The organism is Mesorhizobium sp. XAP4, from assembly GCF_029269325.1.
GTDB classification, from domain to species: Bacteria; Pseudomonadota; Alphaproteobacteria; order Rhizobiales; family Rhizobiaceae; genus Mesorhizobium; species Mesorhizobium ciceri.
Genome location: NZ_JARIXW010000001.1, coordinates 1,690,984 through 1,707,526, shown reverse-complemented (window position 1 = coordinate 1,707,526; position 16,543 = coordinate 1,690,984). Strand labels below are relative to the sequence as shown.

At 63.3% G+C, this 16,543-nt stretch carries 12 protein-coding genes; 8 read left to right on the top strand and 4 right to left on the bottom strand.

Annotation, left to right across the window (positions count from 1 at the left end):
• Positions 1-4: 4 nt before the first annotated feature.
• Positions 5-784: an SDR family oxidoreductase gene (locus tag P3C39_RS08610; RefSeq protein WP_224672870.1), complete on the bottom strand. Its 780-nt coding sequence runs from the start codon at positions 782-784 to the stop codon at positions 5-7.
• A gap of 118 nt (positions 785-902) precedes the next feature.
• Between P3C39_RS08610 and P3C39_RS08605 the strand changes: the two genes are divergently transcribed.
• Positions 903-1,718, top strand: a complete 816-nt coding sequence (locus P3C39_RS08605) for a UDP-2,3-diacylglucosamine diphosphatase (protein ID WP_082826451.1) — start codon at positions 903-905, stop codon at positions 1,716-1,718.
• Positions 1,719-1,841: 123 nt separating this feature from the next.
• Entirely contained in the window at positions 1,842-3,056 is a 1,215-nt protein-coding gene (locus P3C39_RS08600) for an MFS transporter (protein WP_024503549.1), read from the top strand.
• On the opposite strand, the gene dgcA is transcribed toward P3C39_RS08600, so the two are convergent.
• Entirely contained in the window at positions 3,027-4,010 is a 984-nt protein-coding gene (gene dgcA / locus P3C39_RS08595) for an N-acetyl-D-Glu racemase DgcA (RefSeq protein WP_275953110.1), read from the bottom strand. The two genes, P3C39_RS08600 and dgcA, sit on opposite strands and share 30 nt — an antisense overlap.
• Before the next feature lie 76 nt (positions 4,011-4,086).
• Between dgcA and P3C39_RS08590 the strand changes: the two genes are divergently transcribed.
• The 4 genes from P3C39_RS08590 to P3C39_RS08575 are packed head-to-tail and all read left to right on the top strand — an operon-like array spanning position 4,087 to position 8,173.
• Complete coding sequence (locus tag P3C39_RS08590) at positions 4,087-5,274, top strand: ABC transporter permease (RefSeq protein ID WP_275953109.1); 1,188 nt, start codon at positions 4,087-4,089, stop codon at positions 5,272-5,274.
• A gap of 34 nt (positions 5,275-5,308) precedes the next feature.
• Positions 5,309-6,097: an ABC transporter ATP-binding protein gene (locus P3C39_RS08585; protein ID WP_027161494.1), complete on the top strand. Its 789-nt coding sequence runs from the start codon at positions 5,309-5,311 to the stop codon at positions 6,095-6,097.
• A 14-nt stretch (positions 6,098-6,111) separates the two neighbouring features.
• Entirely contained in the window at positions 6,112-7,485 is a 1,374-nt protein-coding gene (locus tag P3C39_RS08580) for an MlaD family protein (RefSeq protein WP_013531883.1), read from the top strand.
• A complete protein-coding gene (locus P3C39_RS08575; protein WP_063167914.1) occupies positions 7,466-8,173 on the top strand; it encodes an ABC-type transport auxiliary lipoprotein family protein in 708 nt (235 codons plus the stop codon). The genes P3C39_RS08580 and P3C39_RS08575 overlap by 20 nt, the downstream gene beginning before the upstream one ends.
• A 65-nt stretch (positions 8,174-8,238) precedes the next feature.
• On the opposite strand, the gene P3C39_RS08570 is transcribed toward P3C39_RS08575, so the two are convergent.
• Positions 8,239-8,853, bottom strand: a complete 615-nt coding sequence (locus P3C39_RS08570; protein WP_275953108.1) for a 3'-5' exonuclease — start codon at positions 8,851-8,853, stop codon at positions 8,239-8,241.
• A 185-nt stretch (positions 8,854-9,038) separates the two neighbouring features.
• Complete coding sequence (locus P3C39_RS08565) at positions 9,039-15,341, bottom strand: kinesin (protein WP_275953107.1); 6,303 nt, start codon at positions 15,339-15,341, stop codon at positions 9,039-9,041.
• 272 nt (positions 15,342-15,613) lie between these two features.
• Here P3C39_RS08565 and P3C39_RS08560 point away from each other — a divergent pair, with 272 nt between their 5' ends.
• Together P3C39_RS08560 and P3C39_RS08555 are read left to right on the top strand one after the other, a co-directional pair.
• Entirely contained in the window at positions 15,614-15,982 is a 369-nt protein-coding gene (locus tag P3C39_RS08560) for an Hpt domain-containing protein (RefSeq protein WP_023813039.1), read from the top strand.
• 111 nt (positions 15,983-16,093) lie between these two features.
• The gene (locus P3C39_RS08555) at positions 16,094-16,414 is read left to right on the top strand and encodes a 2Fe-2S iron-sulfur cluster-binding protein (protein WP_013531878.1); all 321 of its coding nucleotides are present in this window, start codon (positions 16,094-16,096) and stop codon (positions 16,412-16,414) included.
• Positions 16,415-16,543: the final 129 nt, after the last annotated feature.

Genomic DNA, 16,543 nt, shown 5'->3' with positions numbered 1-16,543 from the left:
TTGATCAAAAGGCGCTGACGTAAAGACCACCATCGACCGGTATGTTCTGCCCGGTCAGATAGCCGGCATGGACCGAGCACAGGAAGGCGCAGATCTGGCCAAATTCCTCCGGCGTGCCGAGCCGCTTGGCCGGAACATCGGCGCTGATGCGGGTCTTGCGCGCGGCTGCGGCCTGAGGGCTTTCGACTGTGCCGGCCTCATGCGGGCCGCGCAGCCGGTCGGTGTCGAGCTTGCCCGGCAGAAGGCTGTTGATGGTGACGTTGCGGTCGACAACCGTTCTGGCCACGCCGGCAAGGAACGAGGTCAGGCCGGCACGCGCGCCGGACGACAGGTCGAGGCCGGGAATGGGCACATAGACCGACAGCGAGGTGATGTTGACGATGCGACCGAAGCCGCGCGCCGCCATGCCGTCCAGCACGGCCTGCACGAGCTCGATCGGAGTCACCATGTTCTGGGTAACGCCTTCGAGGATCTTTTCGCGATCGAGCGTGCGGAAGTCGCGAAGCGGCGGTCCGCCATTGTTGTTGACCAGGATGTCCGGCTCGGGGCAAGCCACGAGCAGCGCCTTCTGCACCTCCGGCTTCGAGACGTCGCCGACGACTTCCGTCACCGTGACGCCATAGCGCTCGCGCAACTCAGCGGCGGTTTTCGCCACCAACTCCGCATTGCGTCCGTTGACGACGATGTCGCAGCCGGCTTCCGCCAGCGCCATGGCGCAACCGCGCCCAAGTCCCTTGCTCGAAGCGCAGACGATGGCCTTCTTTCCGCGGATACCGAGATCCATGACGATTTCTCCTGTGATTTGGCCGGCAAGCTAGTCCTTCGGCTGGACCAATCGCAACCGTCATACGGTTGTTGCATGAATCGGGGCATAGGCTCGCGAAAGCAACGGTGAAATCGCGATGTCCGGCCAAGAGCCCCGCACTTTCCGCAGCATGTTCATTTCCGACGTCCATCTGGGCTCGAAGGCGGCCAAGGCCGAGTTCCTGATCGATTTCCTTCGATATCACGATGCCGATATCATCTATCTGGTGGGTGACATCGTTGATGGCTGGCGGCTGCGGCGGAGCTGGCATTGGCCGCAAAGCCATAATGACGTCGTGCAGAAACTGCTGCGCAAGGCGCGCAAGGGCGCCAACATCACCTACATCGCCGGCAACCATGACGAGTTCGCCCGCCAGTTCCAGGGCGTGCATTTCGGCGGCATCGTCGTTGCCGATCGCGCCATCCACGAGACCGCCGACGGCAAGCGGCTGCTCGTCATCCATGGCGACCAGTTCGACACCGTGGTCCACAATGCGCGCTGGCTCGCCTATCTCGGTGACCACGCCTATGACGCGGCCATGCTGGTCAACCGCGTGGTGACGCGGCTGCGCCAACTGCTCGGCCTGCCTTATTGGTCGTTTTCGTCCTGGGCCAAGCACAACGTCAAGAAGGCGGTGAACTTCATCGGCTCGTTCCAGACCATGCTTGCCGACGAGGCGCGCCGTTCGCATGTCGATGGCGTCATCTGCGGCCACATCCATCATGCCGTCATCGAAAATTTTGGCGATGTCCAGTACATCAACACCGGCGACTGGGTGGAAAGTTGTACGGCTGTGGTCGAGCATTTTGACGGCCGCATGGAAATCCTGACCTGGGCGCAGGTGCTGCCCGAGGTGCCGGACGAGCCCTTTATCCCGCTGCTCATCGAGGACCGGGTAGGGCAGGCGGCCTAGTCCGTAGTCCTTTCGGCTTCGGAATCAATCAATTAGTCCAACCGGTTTCGTCCGGTTTTCGTCCATGTTAAGGGATCGATACGCGTTGCCCTCCGGCCGAATACAGCGCGATTGGATCGATTCATGTCCCTGCCGCAGCTCTCGCCCGAACAACTCGTCAAGCCGCGCCATTTCGAACTGCGCATGAGCCTGATCTTCGCGACGCTTTTCGTGCCGCTCGGAACGCACTTGCCGTATTTTCCGCTGTGGCTGCAGGCCAAGGGTTTTCATGCCGAGCAGATCGCGGTCATTCTGGCGGCGCCGATGTTCCTGCGCGTGGTGACGACGCCGCTGCTGACCGCGCTGGCCGACCGTGCCAGGGACCGCGCCGATGTCTATGTCGCGCTGATGGCTGCGTCGCTGCTTTTGTCGGCAGGTTATTTCCTGACACCCACCTATGCGATGGTGCTGGCGGTCTCGCTGGCGCTGACCATCGTCTGGACGCCGCATTCGCCGATCGCCGATTCGCTGGCTCTTTCGGGTGTCCGCCGCTTCGGTTCGAACTACACAAGCATGCGCAAATGGGGCTCGATTTCCTATTTGTTCGCCAATATCGCCGGCGGCTTCATTCTGTCGGTAACCGGTTCACAAGCCGTTCCGGTTATCATTCTGGTGGCGTTTGCCGCCGCCCTTGCCGCCGGCCTGCTGGCGCCGCGCCTTGGCCGTCCGCGGCGCGCCTCGCCGCTGTCGGCCACCGACATCCAGCATTCAGCGCCGAAGCTTCTCAACCCGTATTTCCTGTATTTTTCCACGGGCGTCGGCGTCATCACCGCCAGCCACGCATTCCTCTACGGTTTCGTCTCCATCTACTGGAAGTCGATCGGCCTCGGTGATTCGGTAGTCGGTCTCTTATGGGCTTGGGGCGTGGTGTCGGAAGTCTGCATGTTCATGATGTTCACCCGCTTTTTCGACCGGTTCTCCGTCGTGTCGGTCATGGTGATGGCCGGAATCGGCTCCATCGTGCGCTGGATCGCCTTTCCGCTGGTCTGGCCGCTCGGCCTCGGCATTCCCGGCTTCTTCGCTGTCCAATCGCTGCACTCGGTCTCGGTGGCGCTGGGGCTGATCGGGCTGCAGAAGATGATCGGCGAAACGATCTCCGAGGAGCGGACAGGTGCCGCGCAAGGCATCGCCTATTTCTCCAACGGCTTCTTCATGGCGGTGGTGACGCTAGCGTCCGGCCCGCTCTACGACCGTCTCGGTGTCGACGGCTTCTTTGCCATGATCCCGATTGCGTTGATCGGACTGGCGCTGATCGGCCTTGCTGCGCGCTCAGCCCCAGAGCGCCGTATCGGGCGGTGACACCAGCGATCCCTGGTAGACAAGGCCCGGTACCCGGTCGCGGGCAAGCAGCAGCGGACCGTCGAGGTCGACGAAATCGGCATGCTGGGCAAGCAGCACCGCTGGCGCCATCGCCAATGAGGTGCCGACCATGCAGCCGACCATCACGCCGAAACCGAGTTCGCGGGCGCGATCGCGCAGCACCAGTGCCGCCGTCAGCCCGCCCGACTTGTCGAGCTTGATGTTGACGGCATCGTAAAGACCGACAAGCGCTTCGAGATTCTCGGCCTCGTGCACGCTTTCATCGGCGCAGATCGGCACCAGATGCGCGATATGGCGCAGGATCTCGTCATGACCGGCCGGCAGCGGCTGTTCGATCAGCGCGATGCTTTGTTCGGCGGCAAAGGCGAGGTTCGCAACGATGTTGTCGTCGCTCCAGCCCTCATTGGCGTCGAGGATGATGCGGCTGTCTGGCGCTGCCTGCCTGACCGCCCGGATGCGGGCAATGTCGTTGTCGCCGCCGATCTTGACCTTGAGCAGCGGCCGCGCCGCATTGGCGCGGGCCTGCGCCGCCATCGCCTCCGGCTCGCCCAGCGACAGCGTGTAGGCGGTTTCGAGCGCCTGCAAGGGAACAGCGCCTATCGCAACCGCCACCGATGTTCCGCTGAACTTCGCCTCCAGATCCCATAGGGCGCAGTCTATGGCGTTGCGGGCGGCTCCGGCCGGCATGGCATCGAGCAAGGCGCTGCGGCTGATGCCCTCGGCGATCCGGCCGCGCATGGCGTCGATCGCCTCGCGCACGCCCTCAATCGTCTCCCCATAGCGCTTGTAGGGGACGCATTCGCCGCGGCCGAAATGGCCGCCGTCGCTGATCGTGCAGGAGATCACTTCGGCTTCGGTCTTGGAACCGCGCGAAATGGTGAAGGTTCCGGCGATGGGAAAACGCTCGGCCTCGACCGAAATGACACGCGCCATATTTTTCTGCTCCTGCTGTGCGACAAGCGTTGTCGGCAAATCGACAGGTCAGACCCGTCAGGCTAAACAGGACGCCATGTTGACCATCGGCAAGCGCGACGCAAGCGGCACGACCGCAGGGGAGGCTGACCACGAACCGCGCGTGGCGACCGGCGAGGAGGACGGCGTTCTTGGCTGCGCTTTCTCCGGAATCTGGACGACAAGGACCGTTGCACTCGTCGACGCCGACATGCGCAAGATCGAAAAGCGAAGCGGCTTCAAAACCTTGGCGCTCGATGTTTCCAAGATCGAGAAGATGGACACTGCCGGCGCCTGGCTGATCGACCGGCTGGTCAGCGCCTTCGAGAAGAAGGGTGTCGAGATCCAGATGCAAGGCCAGAGCGAGATCGCTTCGATCCTGCTCGAAGCTGTCGGCGAGGCCGTGCGGCGCGAACCCGAATCCGGCCCGGTGCGACCGCCCAACATCGTCATTCGCGCGCTGGAGGCGGTTGGCCGCCGGGTCTACGAGATGCGCGACGATTTTCTGGCCTCGATGAACATCCTCGGCGCCACCATCCGTGGCGCGCAGATGAAGCTCGGCCGTGGCCATGCGGTCAACCCGGCGGCGATTTTCAACCAGATCGACCGTATGGGCGTCGGCGCCATTCCGGTGGTGGTGCTGATGTCGGCGATCGTCGGCGCCATCGTTGCCCAGCAGGGCGCCTATCAGCTCAGCTATTTCGGCGCCGATATCTTCGTCGTCGACCTCGTCGGCGTGCTGATCCTGCGCGAACTCGGCGTGCTGATGACGGCGATCATGATCGCCGGCCGCTCCGGCAGCGCGATCACCGCCGAGATCGGCTCGATGAAGATGCGCGAGGAGGTCGACGCGCTGAAGGTCATCGGACTCAACCCGATCGGCGTCCTGGTCTTTCCGCGCCTTGTGGCGCTGGTCATCGCCTTGCCGTGCCTGACCATCATCGCCAATTTCGCCGCACTCGGCGGCGGCATCCTGGCTGCCTGGCTCTATTCCGACATTCCACCCGCCGCCTTCATCGACCGGCTGCGTGTCGCCATTGATCTCAGCACCATCTTTGCCGGCCTGATCAAGGCGCCGTTCATGGCCATGATCATCGGCACGATTGCCTCGGTCGAAGGCATGAAGGTCGGCGGCAGCGCCGAATCGCTCGGCCAGCACGTCACCGCCTCTGTGGTGAAGTCGATCTTCGTCGTCATCATCCTCGACGGGCTTTTTGCCATGTTCTACGCAGCGATCGAGTTCTGAGATGAAGCTGCGAAACAGGAAAAGGGCGGGTGCATTGGCGGATGACGCGGGCGAGGGCGATATCGTGCTTTCCGCGCACGACATCAGCGTTTCCTTTGCCGACAAGCTTATCCTCGACAGACTGTCGCTCGACATAAGGCGCGGCGAAATCCTTGGATTTGTCGGCGCCTCGGGCGCTGGCAAATCCGTTCTACTGCGCACCATTCTCGGCCTGACGCGCAAGCAGTCGGGCACCATCAAGCTGTTCGGCGTCGATATCGAGAAGGCTGATGATGCCGAGCGTCTGCGCATCGACATGCGGCTTGGCGTGCTGTTCCAGCACGGCGCCCTGTTCTCGGCGCTGACGGTGCTGGAAAACGTCCAGGTGCCGATGCGCGAATATCTCGACCTGCCGCGAAAGCTGATGGACGAACTGGCGATGCTCAAGATCGAGCTGGTCGGGCTGCCGCCCGACGCGGCGCAAAAATTCCCATCCGAACTGTCCGGCGGCATGATCAAGCGCGCCGCACTGGCGCGGGCGCTGGCGCTCGATCCCGACATCGTCTTCCTCGACGAGCCGACATCGGGTCTCGATCCGATCAGCGCGGCGGAGTTCGACGAGCTGGTGGTCAAGCTGCGCGATACGATGGATCTGACCGTCTACATGGTGACGCATGACCTCGACACGCTGTTCACCGCTTGCGACCGGGTGGCCGTGCTCGGCAAGAAGAAAGTGCTGGTCGAAGGCACCATCGATGACATGCTGAAGAGCGAGGAACCGTGGGTAAAGTCCTATTTCCGCGGAAAACGCGCCCGGCAACTTGATCTTGCGGCGCGCGCATAGCCATAAGTGGGACAATGGAAACCAGAGCCAACTACGTCATTGTCGGCATCTTCACGCTGGCCGCGATCCTGGCGGCGTTTGCCTTCGTCTACTGGACGGCGGCGATCGGCGACAAGGGCGAGACGACGTTGCTGCGCGTGCGTATTCCGGGCTCGGCCTCCGGGCTCGGCCGCGGAAGTTTCGTGCTGTTCAACGGCGTCAAGGTCGGCGACGTCAAGCGCGTCTATATCGATGTCGACAATCCGACGGTTGCCATCGCCGATACCGAGATCGACCGCATGACGCCGATCACCAAATCGACGCAAGCCGATATCGGGCTTGCCGGCCTGACCGGGCAGGCCAACATCGAGCTCAAGGGCGCCGATCCCAAGGAGGTAAAGCTCCTCGACCAAGCAGAAAAGGAAGGCAAGGTCGCCGAGATCGTCGCCAACCCGTCGGCGGTGACCAACCTCTTGCAGACGGCGCAGAATATTTTTACCCGCGCCGACAAGGTGCTGACCGAGCTCGAAGGCTTCACCAAGGACGTTCGCGGGCCGCTGACGCAGACCGTCCAGAACGTCCAGACCTTCTCCGATGCGCTGGCCAAGAATTCGGACGGCATCGACAAGTTCCTGTCCGCGGCCAGCACGCTGGCCGATGAGCTGAAAGGCGTTTCCGGCAAACTCGACGGCACGCTGAAGGCGGCCGAAGGCCTTCTCAACGCGGTCGACAAGGACAAGATCAAGAGCATCGTCGCCAATGTCGACGCAGTAACCGGTAACCTCAAGGAGACGTCGAAGCAGCTCGACGGCGTGATCAAGAACGTCGATACAGCCGTGGGGTCGGTCAACGACTTCGCCAAACGGACGCAAGGCACGCTGGCCAAAGTCGACAACGTGCTCGACGGTATCGATCCCGCACAAGTGCGCTCGGCGCTCGCCAACATCCAAAAGGCCAGCGAGAGCGCCGACAAGGCCGCCGCCGACATCGCGGAGGTGACCCACAAGTTCGCCAACCGGGCCGACGACATCGACCAGACGATCAAGGACGCAAAGCAGCTCGCGCAACGGCTCAACGATGCCTCGGTGCGGGTCGATGGCATTCTAGCCAAGGTCGATACCTTGCTCGGGTCGGGGCAGGCCGACGGCGTGATGGCGGATGCGAGGGCGACGCTGAAGTCGTTCAAGCAGGTTGCCGACACGCTGAATGCCCGCCTTGGCGTCATCACCGACAATCTGGCGCGATTCTCGGGCCAGGGGCTTTCGAACGTCGAAGCGCTGGTGCAGGACAGCCGCCGTTCGATCAGCCGCATCGAGGAGGCGGTAACCGATCTCAGCCGCAATCCGCAGCGCATCCTGTCGGGTGGCGACGGCGAGGTTCGGCAATTCGATGGCAGGGCGCGGCGTTGACTTCGGCGCCGGCGCGCCCCAGAAACATGAGCCGCGAAAGCGGGTCGATCTTACGATCCGGGGACAACGGGGATCGCGCGTGAAGTCTGTGTGGGTGAAAACGGGCGGGTTGACATCGGCTGCGGCACTGCTTGCCTTGACGCTGGCCGGCTGTGCGGCGTTGGGCGGCAAGCCCGCGCCGCTCGATACGTTCGAGCTGTCGGCGCCGTCGGTCGACGCGCATGGCCACAGCCGCCGCCAGATCCTGATCGCGCAGCCGTCGGCGCTCAAGGCGCTGGACAGCCAGAACATCGTCATCAAACCGTCGGATCGTTCGATCCAGTATCTCAAGGGCGCGCAATGGGCCGACCGGCTGCCGCTGATCGTGCAGGCGCGGCTGGCCGAGACCTTCCAGCGCTCGGGCAGCTTTGCCGGCGTCGGCAAGCCGGGCGAGGGCCTGGCGATCGACTATCAGGTGATCGTCGAGATCCGCTCATTCGAGGTTCGGGTCGACGGCGGCGAACATGCCGAGGTCGATCTGTTCGTGCGGATCCTGAACGATCGCAACGGCGAGGTCCGTGCTTCCAAGAGCTTCACCGCAGCCGCACCCGTCTCGGGCAGCGGCAATCCTGCTTATGTCAGCGCACTCGACAAGGCGTTCGGCGACGCCGCCGGGCAGATCGTGCGCTGGACGGATTCGGTGATCTGAGCGCGACGCGCGCCGGAATCCCACCAGGCTCATCCCACCAGGCTCATCCCACCAGGCTTCTCTACCTACAAGTGGTCGAAGATCTCCGGCCGGAGCTTTCCGGTCTTCATCAGGTGCTGCAGGGTGTAGGTCACGGACAGCGCGTCATCGAGCGCATCGTGCCCCTGCAATGGCGGGTGCTTGACGCCGTAGTAATCCGCAAGCTTGTTGCTCGGCGTTCTCGCCAGATCCTCGATCGGCATTCCGGCTGCGATCAGCAGCTTGACGGTGTTGTCAAACCGGGTGGCCGGGATCGAAGGCTGAATGCCCGCGACATAGCAGCTGATGGCGATCATGTTCAATTCGTCCTTGCCCCAGGACCAGAATCGCGCCCCTTCGGAAAAACGATCGATGTCGGCGAGGGCATCCCCTAGTGCCACCCCTTTTGTCTCCAAATCTTCCTCGGTGATGCCGGTCAGTTTGGTGAAGAATGGGTCCAGGGCGTATCTCTGACCAAACCGGTCGACCGGTCTGATATAGGCCTTGTGTGTTCCGAGCAGGGGGAAGTCGCCTTCAAGTCCAAGCCTGACGGCGCCGATCTGTGCGATCACCGGGTCGGGATCGTAGGCCGCGCACCAGAATCTGCGTTGCGAGCCCTCCAGGCAAAGAAACTCGCAGTCGAATATGATTGCCGTCTTCACGATCACACCCTGCGAGCGTCAGGGCAGCGGTACTGTGGATGAATTATAGCGCCGTCGGGAGATCGACTTAGGGCGGATTCCGAAGGCATCGATAGTCTCACAAGACCTGTTGCGGGCAGGTTCAACGCGTGCCGGACGTTAGAGCTGGCACAGGCGGACCATGGCCCGCCTGTTCAATTCCCGTCTTAGTGCAGGCGGCCGCTCGCATGCGCCAGCATGGTGTAGACCTTGCCGGTGTCCGACGTCAGGTAGGTCTGCGCCATGATGTTGTCGCGGTCGTTGCGCGAGACATCCTTGAGCAGCTTCTCGAAATCGTCGCAGTAGCGGTCGACGGCGGCGCGGAACTCGGCCTCGGCCTGATACTTGCGACGGATCTCGTCGAACGTCTGCTGACCCTTCAGCGTGTAGAGCCGCCTTGTGAACACGTCACGCTCGCCGCGCCGGTAACGGTTCCACAGCTCGATCGAAGCATCGTGGTCGATGGCCCGCGCGATATCGACGGAGAGCGAGTTCAGCGATTCGACGACATGCAGGGGCGAGCGCTGGGCAGGCGTAGCGCGGGGCGCTTCCGCAGTCGCTGGGGGAGCTGCCGACCTGAGGTCCTCATCGTTCGATGCCGCGGTCAGCAGATCGCGCACCCAGCCACCCTGCGGCGTGCGGGCGTTGGCATCGCCGCGCGGACGCGGTGCCGCCTCGGTCGGACGGTCAAGGTCGAGCGTGCCGCGCAATGCAGGGCCGCCCAAGGGCGCCTGCGTGCGCAGGTCCGGCTGCGGTGCCGGTGCTCGGCGCGGCGGCTCGGCAGCGCGTGCGGCCGGCGCTTGCGGCGCCGGACGCAGGTTGCGTGGTTCGGACCCGTCACCGCCGCGGCCGGACTTGGCCACGATGTCCGAAAGCTCCTTCAGGGCGTTGATCTGCTCGGAAACGGCGCGGCGGATGGCCGAAGTCGATTCCTTGGCCTCTTCCGGCATTTCGATGACGCCCTTCTTGAGCTCGGCGCGGGTCAGGTCGAGCTCGCTCTTGATCGAACCCGCTGTGCGCCGCATCTCCTCGGTCGCATCGGCAAAGCGCTTGGTTGCCGAGTCGACCACGTCGGTGATGGCGTTGCGGATCTTGTCGGCCGACTCCATCGTCTTGCCTTCGGCGTTCTGCAGCGTCTGGCCGACGAGATTTTCGAACGAGCGCATGACCCTTTCGAGATCTTCCGACTTCTTGACCAGGCCGACGGCGAGGTCTTCGAGCGACGACTGCCGTTCGAGCGTGTGCTCGAGGTTGCTCTGGGCCGAGCTCAACAGGTCCGAAGCACTGGACAGCAGGCGGCTGTGCTCGTCGAACTTGGTGGCAATCGACGCGACCTCGCGCAAGGTGGACGACGACAGTTCCGTCAGCCTTGTCGTGTTCGAATCGACCAGACGTGCCGAGCTGGCAAAGGTCTGCGCGGCCTTCTCGGTGGTGGCGGCGAAGCTTTGCGTGCTGCCGCTCAGGCGTTCATCGACCTGGCCGAGATTGACCGCGGCCTGCTCGATCAACTGACCGAGCTGCGAACTGGACTTGGTCATCCGGCCGATGAGGTCGGCGACGCTGTCGGACAGCGACGAGCGGGCGCCCTCGACCGCCGACAAGGTTTCGGCGGTGCGGTTGGCGAGCGCGTCGACAAGTGCGGCATTCTCGCTGCGCAGCTTCTCGGTGGCGCGTTCTGTGACCTCTTCCATGCTCTTTTGCAGGTCCGAGCCGCCCTGGGCGAAGCGCTCGACCAAAGGCCGTGCGGTTTCGTCGAGGATCTTCGACATTTCGGCCGAACGCGCCGCGAGCATGGTGTTGAGTTCGCGGGTGTTGGCGCCGATCGTCTTGGCGGCATCGTTGGTGCTCTGGCCGATATGCTGGCCGACCGCGGTGAAGGTCTCGGCGATCACATTGGCGCGCGAGACGAGTTGCGCCTCGGCGTTCGACACCTGCTCGTTGAGCTTCTGGCCCATCGTCTCGGCCGTAAAGGCGAGGCGGTTCTCGACGCCCGAGACCTGCTCTTCGACACGGGCTGCCGCGGCTGCCGCGCTCGAGGCGAGCCGCTCGTCGGCGCCGGCAAGCGCCTGCTCGATTTCGCGGGCATGCACGGCCATTTCCTGGCCGGTCCGCCTTGCGCGTTCGGCAACCCGTTGCTCGGTATCGGCAAAGGCGCCGACGATCGTCTCGGCATGCTCGCCGATCGTGGTGGTGCTGCTGGCGATGCGCGACACCAGACGCTGATCCGCGTCGTCGAAGATACGGCCGATTTCCGAGGCGCGGCTCGACAGCGCTTCCGAACCCTCGGCGATGCGCGAGACGAGCTGCTGGTCGGCGGCATCGAAGATGCGGCCAAGGTCCGATGCGCGTGCGGCAAGCGCTTCGGCCGATTCGCCGATCCGCATACCGAGCCGCTGGTCGGCGCCTTCGAAGTTGCGCAGGATGTCGCCGGCGCGCGCGGCCAGCGACTGGGCCGTTTCGATGGCGCGGGCGACCAGCTTCTGGTCGGCGGCATCGAACGTGCCTGCAATTTCGCTTGCACGAGCTGCCAGATGGTCGGCGGTGTCCTGAGCCCGGGCGGTCAGCTGATCTGCGGTTTCCTGGGCGCGGGCGGCAAGCTTCTGGTCTGCCGCTTCGAAGGTGCCGGCGATCTGATTTGCGCGAGCGGCCAGCTGATCGGCGGTTTCATGGGCACGGGCCAGCAGCGAGCTGGACGTGTCGTCCGCGCGGGCAAGCAAGGCGTTCGACGTATCTTCTGCACGGGCGTGCAGGCGACGGTCGGCCTCCTCGAAGGTGCGGGCGATGTCTTCGGCCCGCGCCAGCAGGGCGGCGGAGGTCTGCTCGGCGCGCTCGGCGATCTTCCGGTCGGCGTCGCTGAACGCGGCACCGGCCTGCTCGTGCAGGGTGCTGGTGACTTCCAGCACCTTTTCGCGCAGGGCGCCGGCGACAAACACGGCGCTCTTCTCGAGCACGGCGCGGACGTTGTCGACGCCTGTCGAGAGCGCACGTTCCATGGTGCCGGCGCGCTCCTCGATGATGCCGGTCTGGCGACTGAACGCCTGCTCGATCTTCTCGACATCGGCAGCGATCGCGTCGGAAATGCCGGTGCTTCTGGCAGCGATCTGGTCGATATGGCCCGACAGCGAGCGGTCAACGTCCTTGCGGGTCTCGGCGAGCTTGCCGAGATCGTCTTCCAGCGCGCGGGTCAACATATTGCGGCCTTCGGACAGCTTGCCGACATGTCCGGCGATGACGTCGTCGATGTCGCTGCGGCTTTCGGTCAGCTTCTGCAGGTCGGCTTCGAGGGCGCGTTTGAGAATGTCGCGGCCCTCGGCCAGCTTCTCGACCTGGCCGGCAACCAGACCGTCGATGCTGGAGCGGCTTTCGGCCAGCTTGGCGAGATCGGCTTCCAGCGCGCGCTTGAGAACATCGCGACCTTCGGCGAGTTTCTCGACCTGGCCGGCGACCAGACCGTCGATGCTTGAGCGGCTCTCGGCCAGTTTGGCAAGATCGTCCTCGAGCGCCTTGGACAGGGTCGAGCGCTCCTGGACAAGCCTTTCCGCGTGGCTGTTAACGAGGCCACCGACGTTTTCGAGGTCGGCTTCAAGCGCTTTCGACAGCGTCGAACGATCCTGGACGAGCCTTTCGGAATGGCTGTTGACCAAGCCATTGACGCTTTCGAGGTCAGCCTCGAGTGCCCGGGCGAACTGTGCCCGGTCATCGACCAGTTTCTGCGACTGGTCGGCAATGGTCCCCTTGATCGCATTGAGGTCGGATTCCAGAGCGCGCCGCAGAATATCTCGGCCCTCGGACAACTTCTCGACCTGACCCGCAACCAGCCCGTCGATGCTGGAGCGGCTGTCGGCCAGCTTGGCGAGGTCGTCCTCAAGGGCCCTGGACAGGGCGGAGCGGTCTTGGACAAGCTTGTTCATGTGATCGGCGATGACGCTGTTCACATTCTGCAGGTCGGCTTCCAGGACCCGGGAAAGCTGACCGCGATCCTCGGCCAGCTTTTCCGACTGGCTTGAGATAACGCCCTTGATCGTGTTCAGGTCGGATTCCAGCGCGCGCTTGAGAATGTCGCGGCCTTCCGCCAGCTTCTCGACCTGACCGGCGACCAGACCGTCGATGCTCGAACGGCTTTCGGCCAGCTTGGCAAGGTCGGCTTCAAGGGTCTGCGACAGCAGGCTGCGGTCCTCGGCCAACCGTCCCGAATGGCTTTCGATCAGGCCGCGTATGCCGGACAGATCATTGTCGAGCGAATGGGAAAGCTGCGTGCGGTCTTCCGCCAGTTTGGCGGAATGGGTTTCGATGAGGCTCTTGATGCCGACGATGTCGTTTTCCAACGCCTTGGCGAGCACGGCGCGGCCTTCGGCGATTTTTTCCACCTGACCGGCGACCAGACCGTCGATGTCGGCGCGGCTGTCGGACAGTTTTCCGAGATCGGCTTCCAAAGCGCGCGACAGAATGTTGCGGCCCTCGGCGAGTTTTCCGACATGTCCGGCGACCATTTCATCAATGATCGTACGAGCTTGCACCAGCTTCCCGGAGTCTTCATTCAAGGCAATAGAGAGCCTGTTGCGACCTTCTTCCAGCCTTTCGAGATGGCTGCCGAGCGATGCATCGATGGCCGCCCGCGATTCATTGACCTTGCGCAGATCCTCTTCGAGAGCGCGCGAGATCAGGCTGCGGCCTTCGGCCAGCTTCTGCACCTGGTTGGTTACTGCCGCATCGATGGCGGCGCGGCCCTCGGCGAACTTCGCCAGGTCGGCCTCCATGGCCGCGGCCATGCGCTCGCGGCTTTCGGACAGTTTCCTGCTGTGGTTCTCGACAGCTTCCTCGATGCCGACGCGGGCGTCGGCGAGCCGCTGGATGTCACTGTCGAACGAACGCGACACGACGTGACGGGCGGCTTCCATGCGTCCGGCGAAGTCGCTGGCGCGGGCTTCGAGCATAGAGGAGGTCGAAGTGACGATGTCGGCCATGTCGGCGCCGATCTGGGTCTTGCCCTGATCGATCATCGCCGACAGCGTGTCCTTGCTCTCGGCGAAGGTGTGCGCGATTTCGCGGGCGCGCTCGACCAGCGTTTCATTGATCTGGCGGGCGCGGGCCTCGAGTGCCGCATTGAGCTTCTGCGTTCCGGTGTCGAGCGCCTCGGCGCGGGTCTGGAACTCGCTGATCAGCGCCTGGCCGCGTTCGGCGAGCGTGCGCTCGATGCCGTTGAGGCTGGCCTCGAATTCGGAATTGAGGGTGCGCGCGGCGCCGCCAAGCAGCGACACCATGCCGGTGGTGCGATCGTCGAGCAGATCGGTCAACGACCGCGTCAGTCCGTCCGTGGTGTCCGTCAGCTTGGCAATGCGGGTGTCGAGAAGGCTGGCGAAGGCCTCGCCCGAGGTCGACAGGCGGTCGGTGATCGAATCGAGCCGGCCTTCGACGGAATCGAAGATCGACATCGAGCTTTCGTTGATGCGGTCGATCAGCGTGTCGCCGGAATTGGTGATTGTCATCGACAATTTGGTCGATGCATTGAGGATCGAGTCGCGAATGATGTCGGAAGCCGCGCCGATCTCGTCCTTCAGCGTCTCATGCGCGCCGGTAATCGAGGCGCGGACGCGCTCGGCATGGGTGACGACGGCTTCGCGCTCGCTGCCGAGGCCGTCGACCAGCGAACGGATGCGGGATTCATTCTCGGAATAGGAGCGTTCGATCTGGTTGACTTCGCTGTGGACAAGCGTTTCCAGTTCGACGGCGCGGGCAAGCGTGCGTTCGATGCCTTCGCCCATCGCCGCGACCTCGCGACGAACGGCCTGGCCGATCATCATGACGCGATCCTGGGCAAGGTTTTCCGGCTCGGTCAGGCGGAAGGCCACTTCGGTCATCGACTGTGCGGCGATGCGCATTTCCTGGGCGCGGCGAATCATGGCGGCGAAGGCCCAGAACAGGATGACGGGCACGATGGCCGCGACGGCGAGGCCGATCAGTTCCGGACGGGCGAGGAACTGGTCGAGCGTGCGGATTCTCCAGATGCTCGGTCCGAAAAGCAGATTGGCCAAACCACCGGCACCGGCGAACCAGGCGAGCGAAACGAAGGCGACGACCCAGTAAATGGTGTTCGAGGCACGCCTGTTGAGGCTGTGCAGGAGCGTCTTGTAATCCTTCTGGCGATCGTCATTGGCCGGCGCGAAACCTGCGGGCTGGGCGCCATTGCGCGGTTCCACGGGGCGCAATTCGGCAGGTTTGGCCTTGGGCGCGGGTTTCGCGGCCTGGTTTTGGTTGACCACCGGCTCCGGGTTCTGTTCCGGCTTATGATTGCGTCCCTCGCGCGCCAGCTCGTCGGCCGCCTGGGATATCTGCGCTTCAAGATCCTCCATCGAAGCCGCGATATCGAGGTCGCCGCTGCCGATCTCATTGCTGAGGTCGAGATCGAGCGCCTTTTCCAGTTCCCTGGCCACTTCGCTGTCGAGAGTTCTCGTCGTCGGTTTCTTTGCCATGCCTTCGCTACCCTGTACTAGCTGCCGCGGGCTTATAATTCTGTTTGTCTTGCCCCGCGCAGGAGGCTGAAAATGGACCCCTCGTATCGTAATGACACAGGGGGGTAAAGAAAACATGCATTCCGCGGGATACGTAAAACTTTAAATATAAGGTTAACGGAACTGTGATTTGGACGCCGCTTTGGCAACATTTTTCCGGGCCATTCATTAACCCGTTGTCCATTGGATTCGCCTAGGTTTTTGGGCGAGTCGAAGAAACGGAGTTCGAGTTCATGCGTGGCGAAAGCGGCATCGCCTTCTCAATGCCCGGGGGAGATGTATCCGGACCAAGACGGTCACGGCCGGTCGATTTGGCACACCTTGCCCGCCAGACAATGGGTGACCGCAGCCTTGAGCAAGAGGTTCTGGCGCTATTTGTACAGCAGGCGCTGTCCGTGCGCGACAGAATAGTCGACGCCGATATCAAGGACCGGCTTCTGCTCGCCCATGGATTAAAGGGTTCGGCACGGGGCGTGGGCGCCTTTGCCATCGCCGATTGCGCCACCGAGATCGAGCACCGGCCGGAAGACGGCCAGACGCTCAAGCGGCTTGGTACGCTGATCGACGAAGTGCGCGATTTCATCGCCGCCATCAACCGCTGAATCCGCGCCGAATCCGATTTGCGGAAAAACGTCATCGGGCGGCGCTTTCATGCGGCAGTTGACTTGTCAGCCGGAGTGATTATCTCGGCTGCAACTCCCTTCAGGTGACAAATGACCAAGCTGACTTTCATTGCCCATGACGGCACGCATTTCGACATGGACGCCGAGAACGGCTCTACGGTCATGGAGAACGCGATCCGCAACGCCGTGCCCGGGATCGAAGCCGAATGCGGCGGTGCCTGCGCCTGTGCCACCTGTCACGTCTATGTCGACGAAGCCTGGACGGCTGAAGTCGGCGAGCCGGAAGCGATGGAAGAGGACATGCTGGACTTCGCCTACGACGTCCAGCCCAACTCGCGCCTGTCATGCCAGATCAAGGTCCGCGATGCGCTTGACGGCTTGGTCGTGCGGGTGCCTGCCCGCCAGGGATAAGCGCAACCTTTTTGCCAACTGATTTTTCCCGCTGTGGCTTGGCAGCGGGGCGATGGTCATGCAGTGTCCTGCTGTTTCACCACAGCGCCGCGCGTCCTCTTGGACGCGCAAAGGACGCTGTAGCACTTT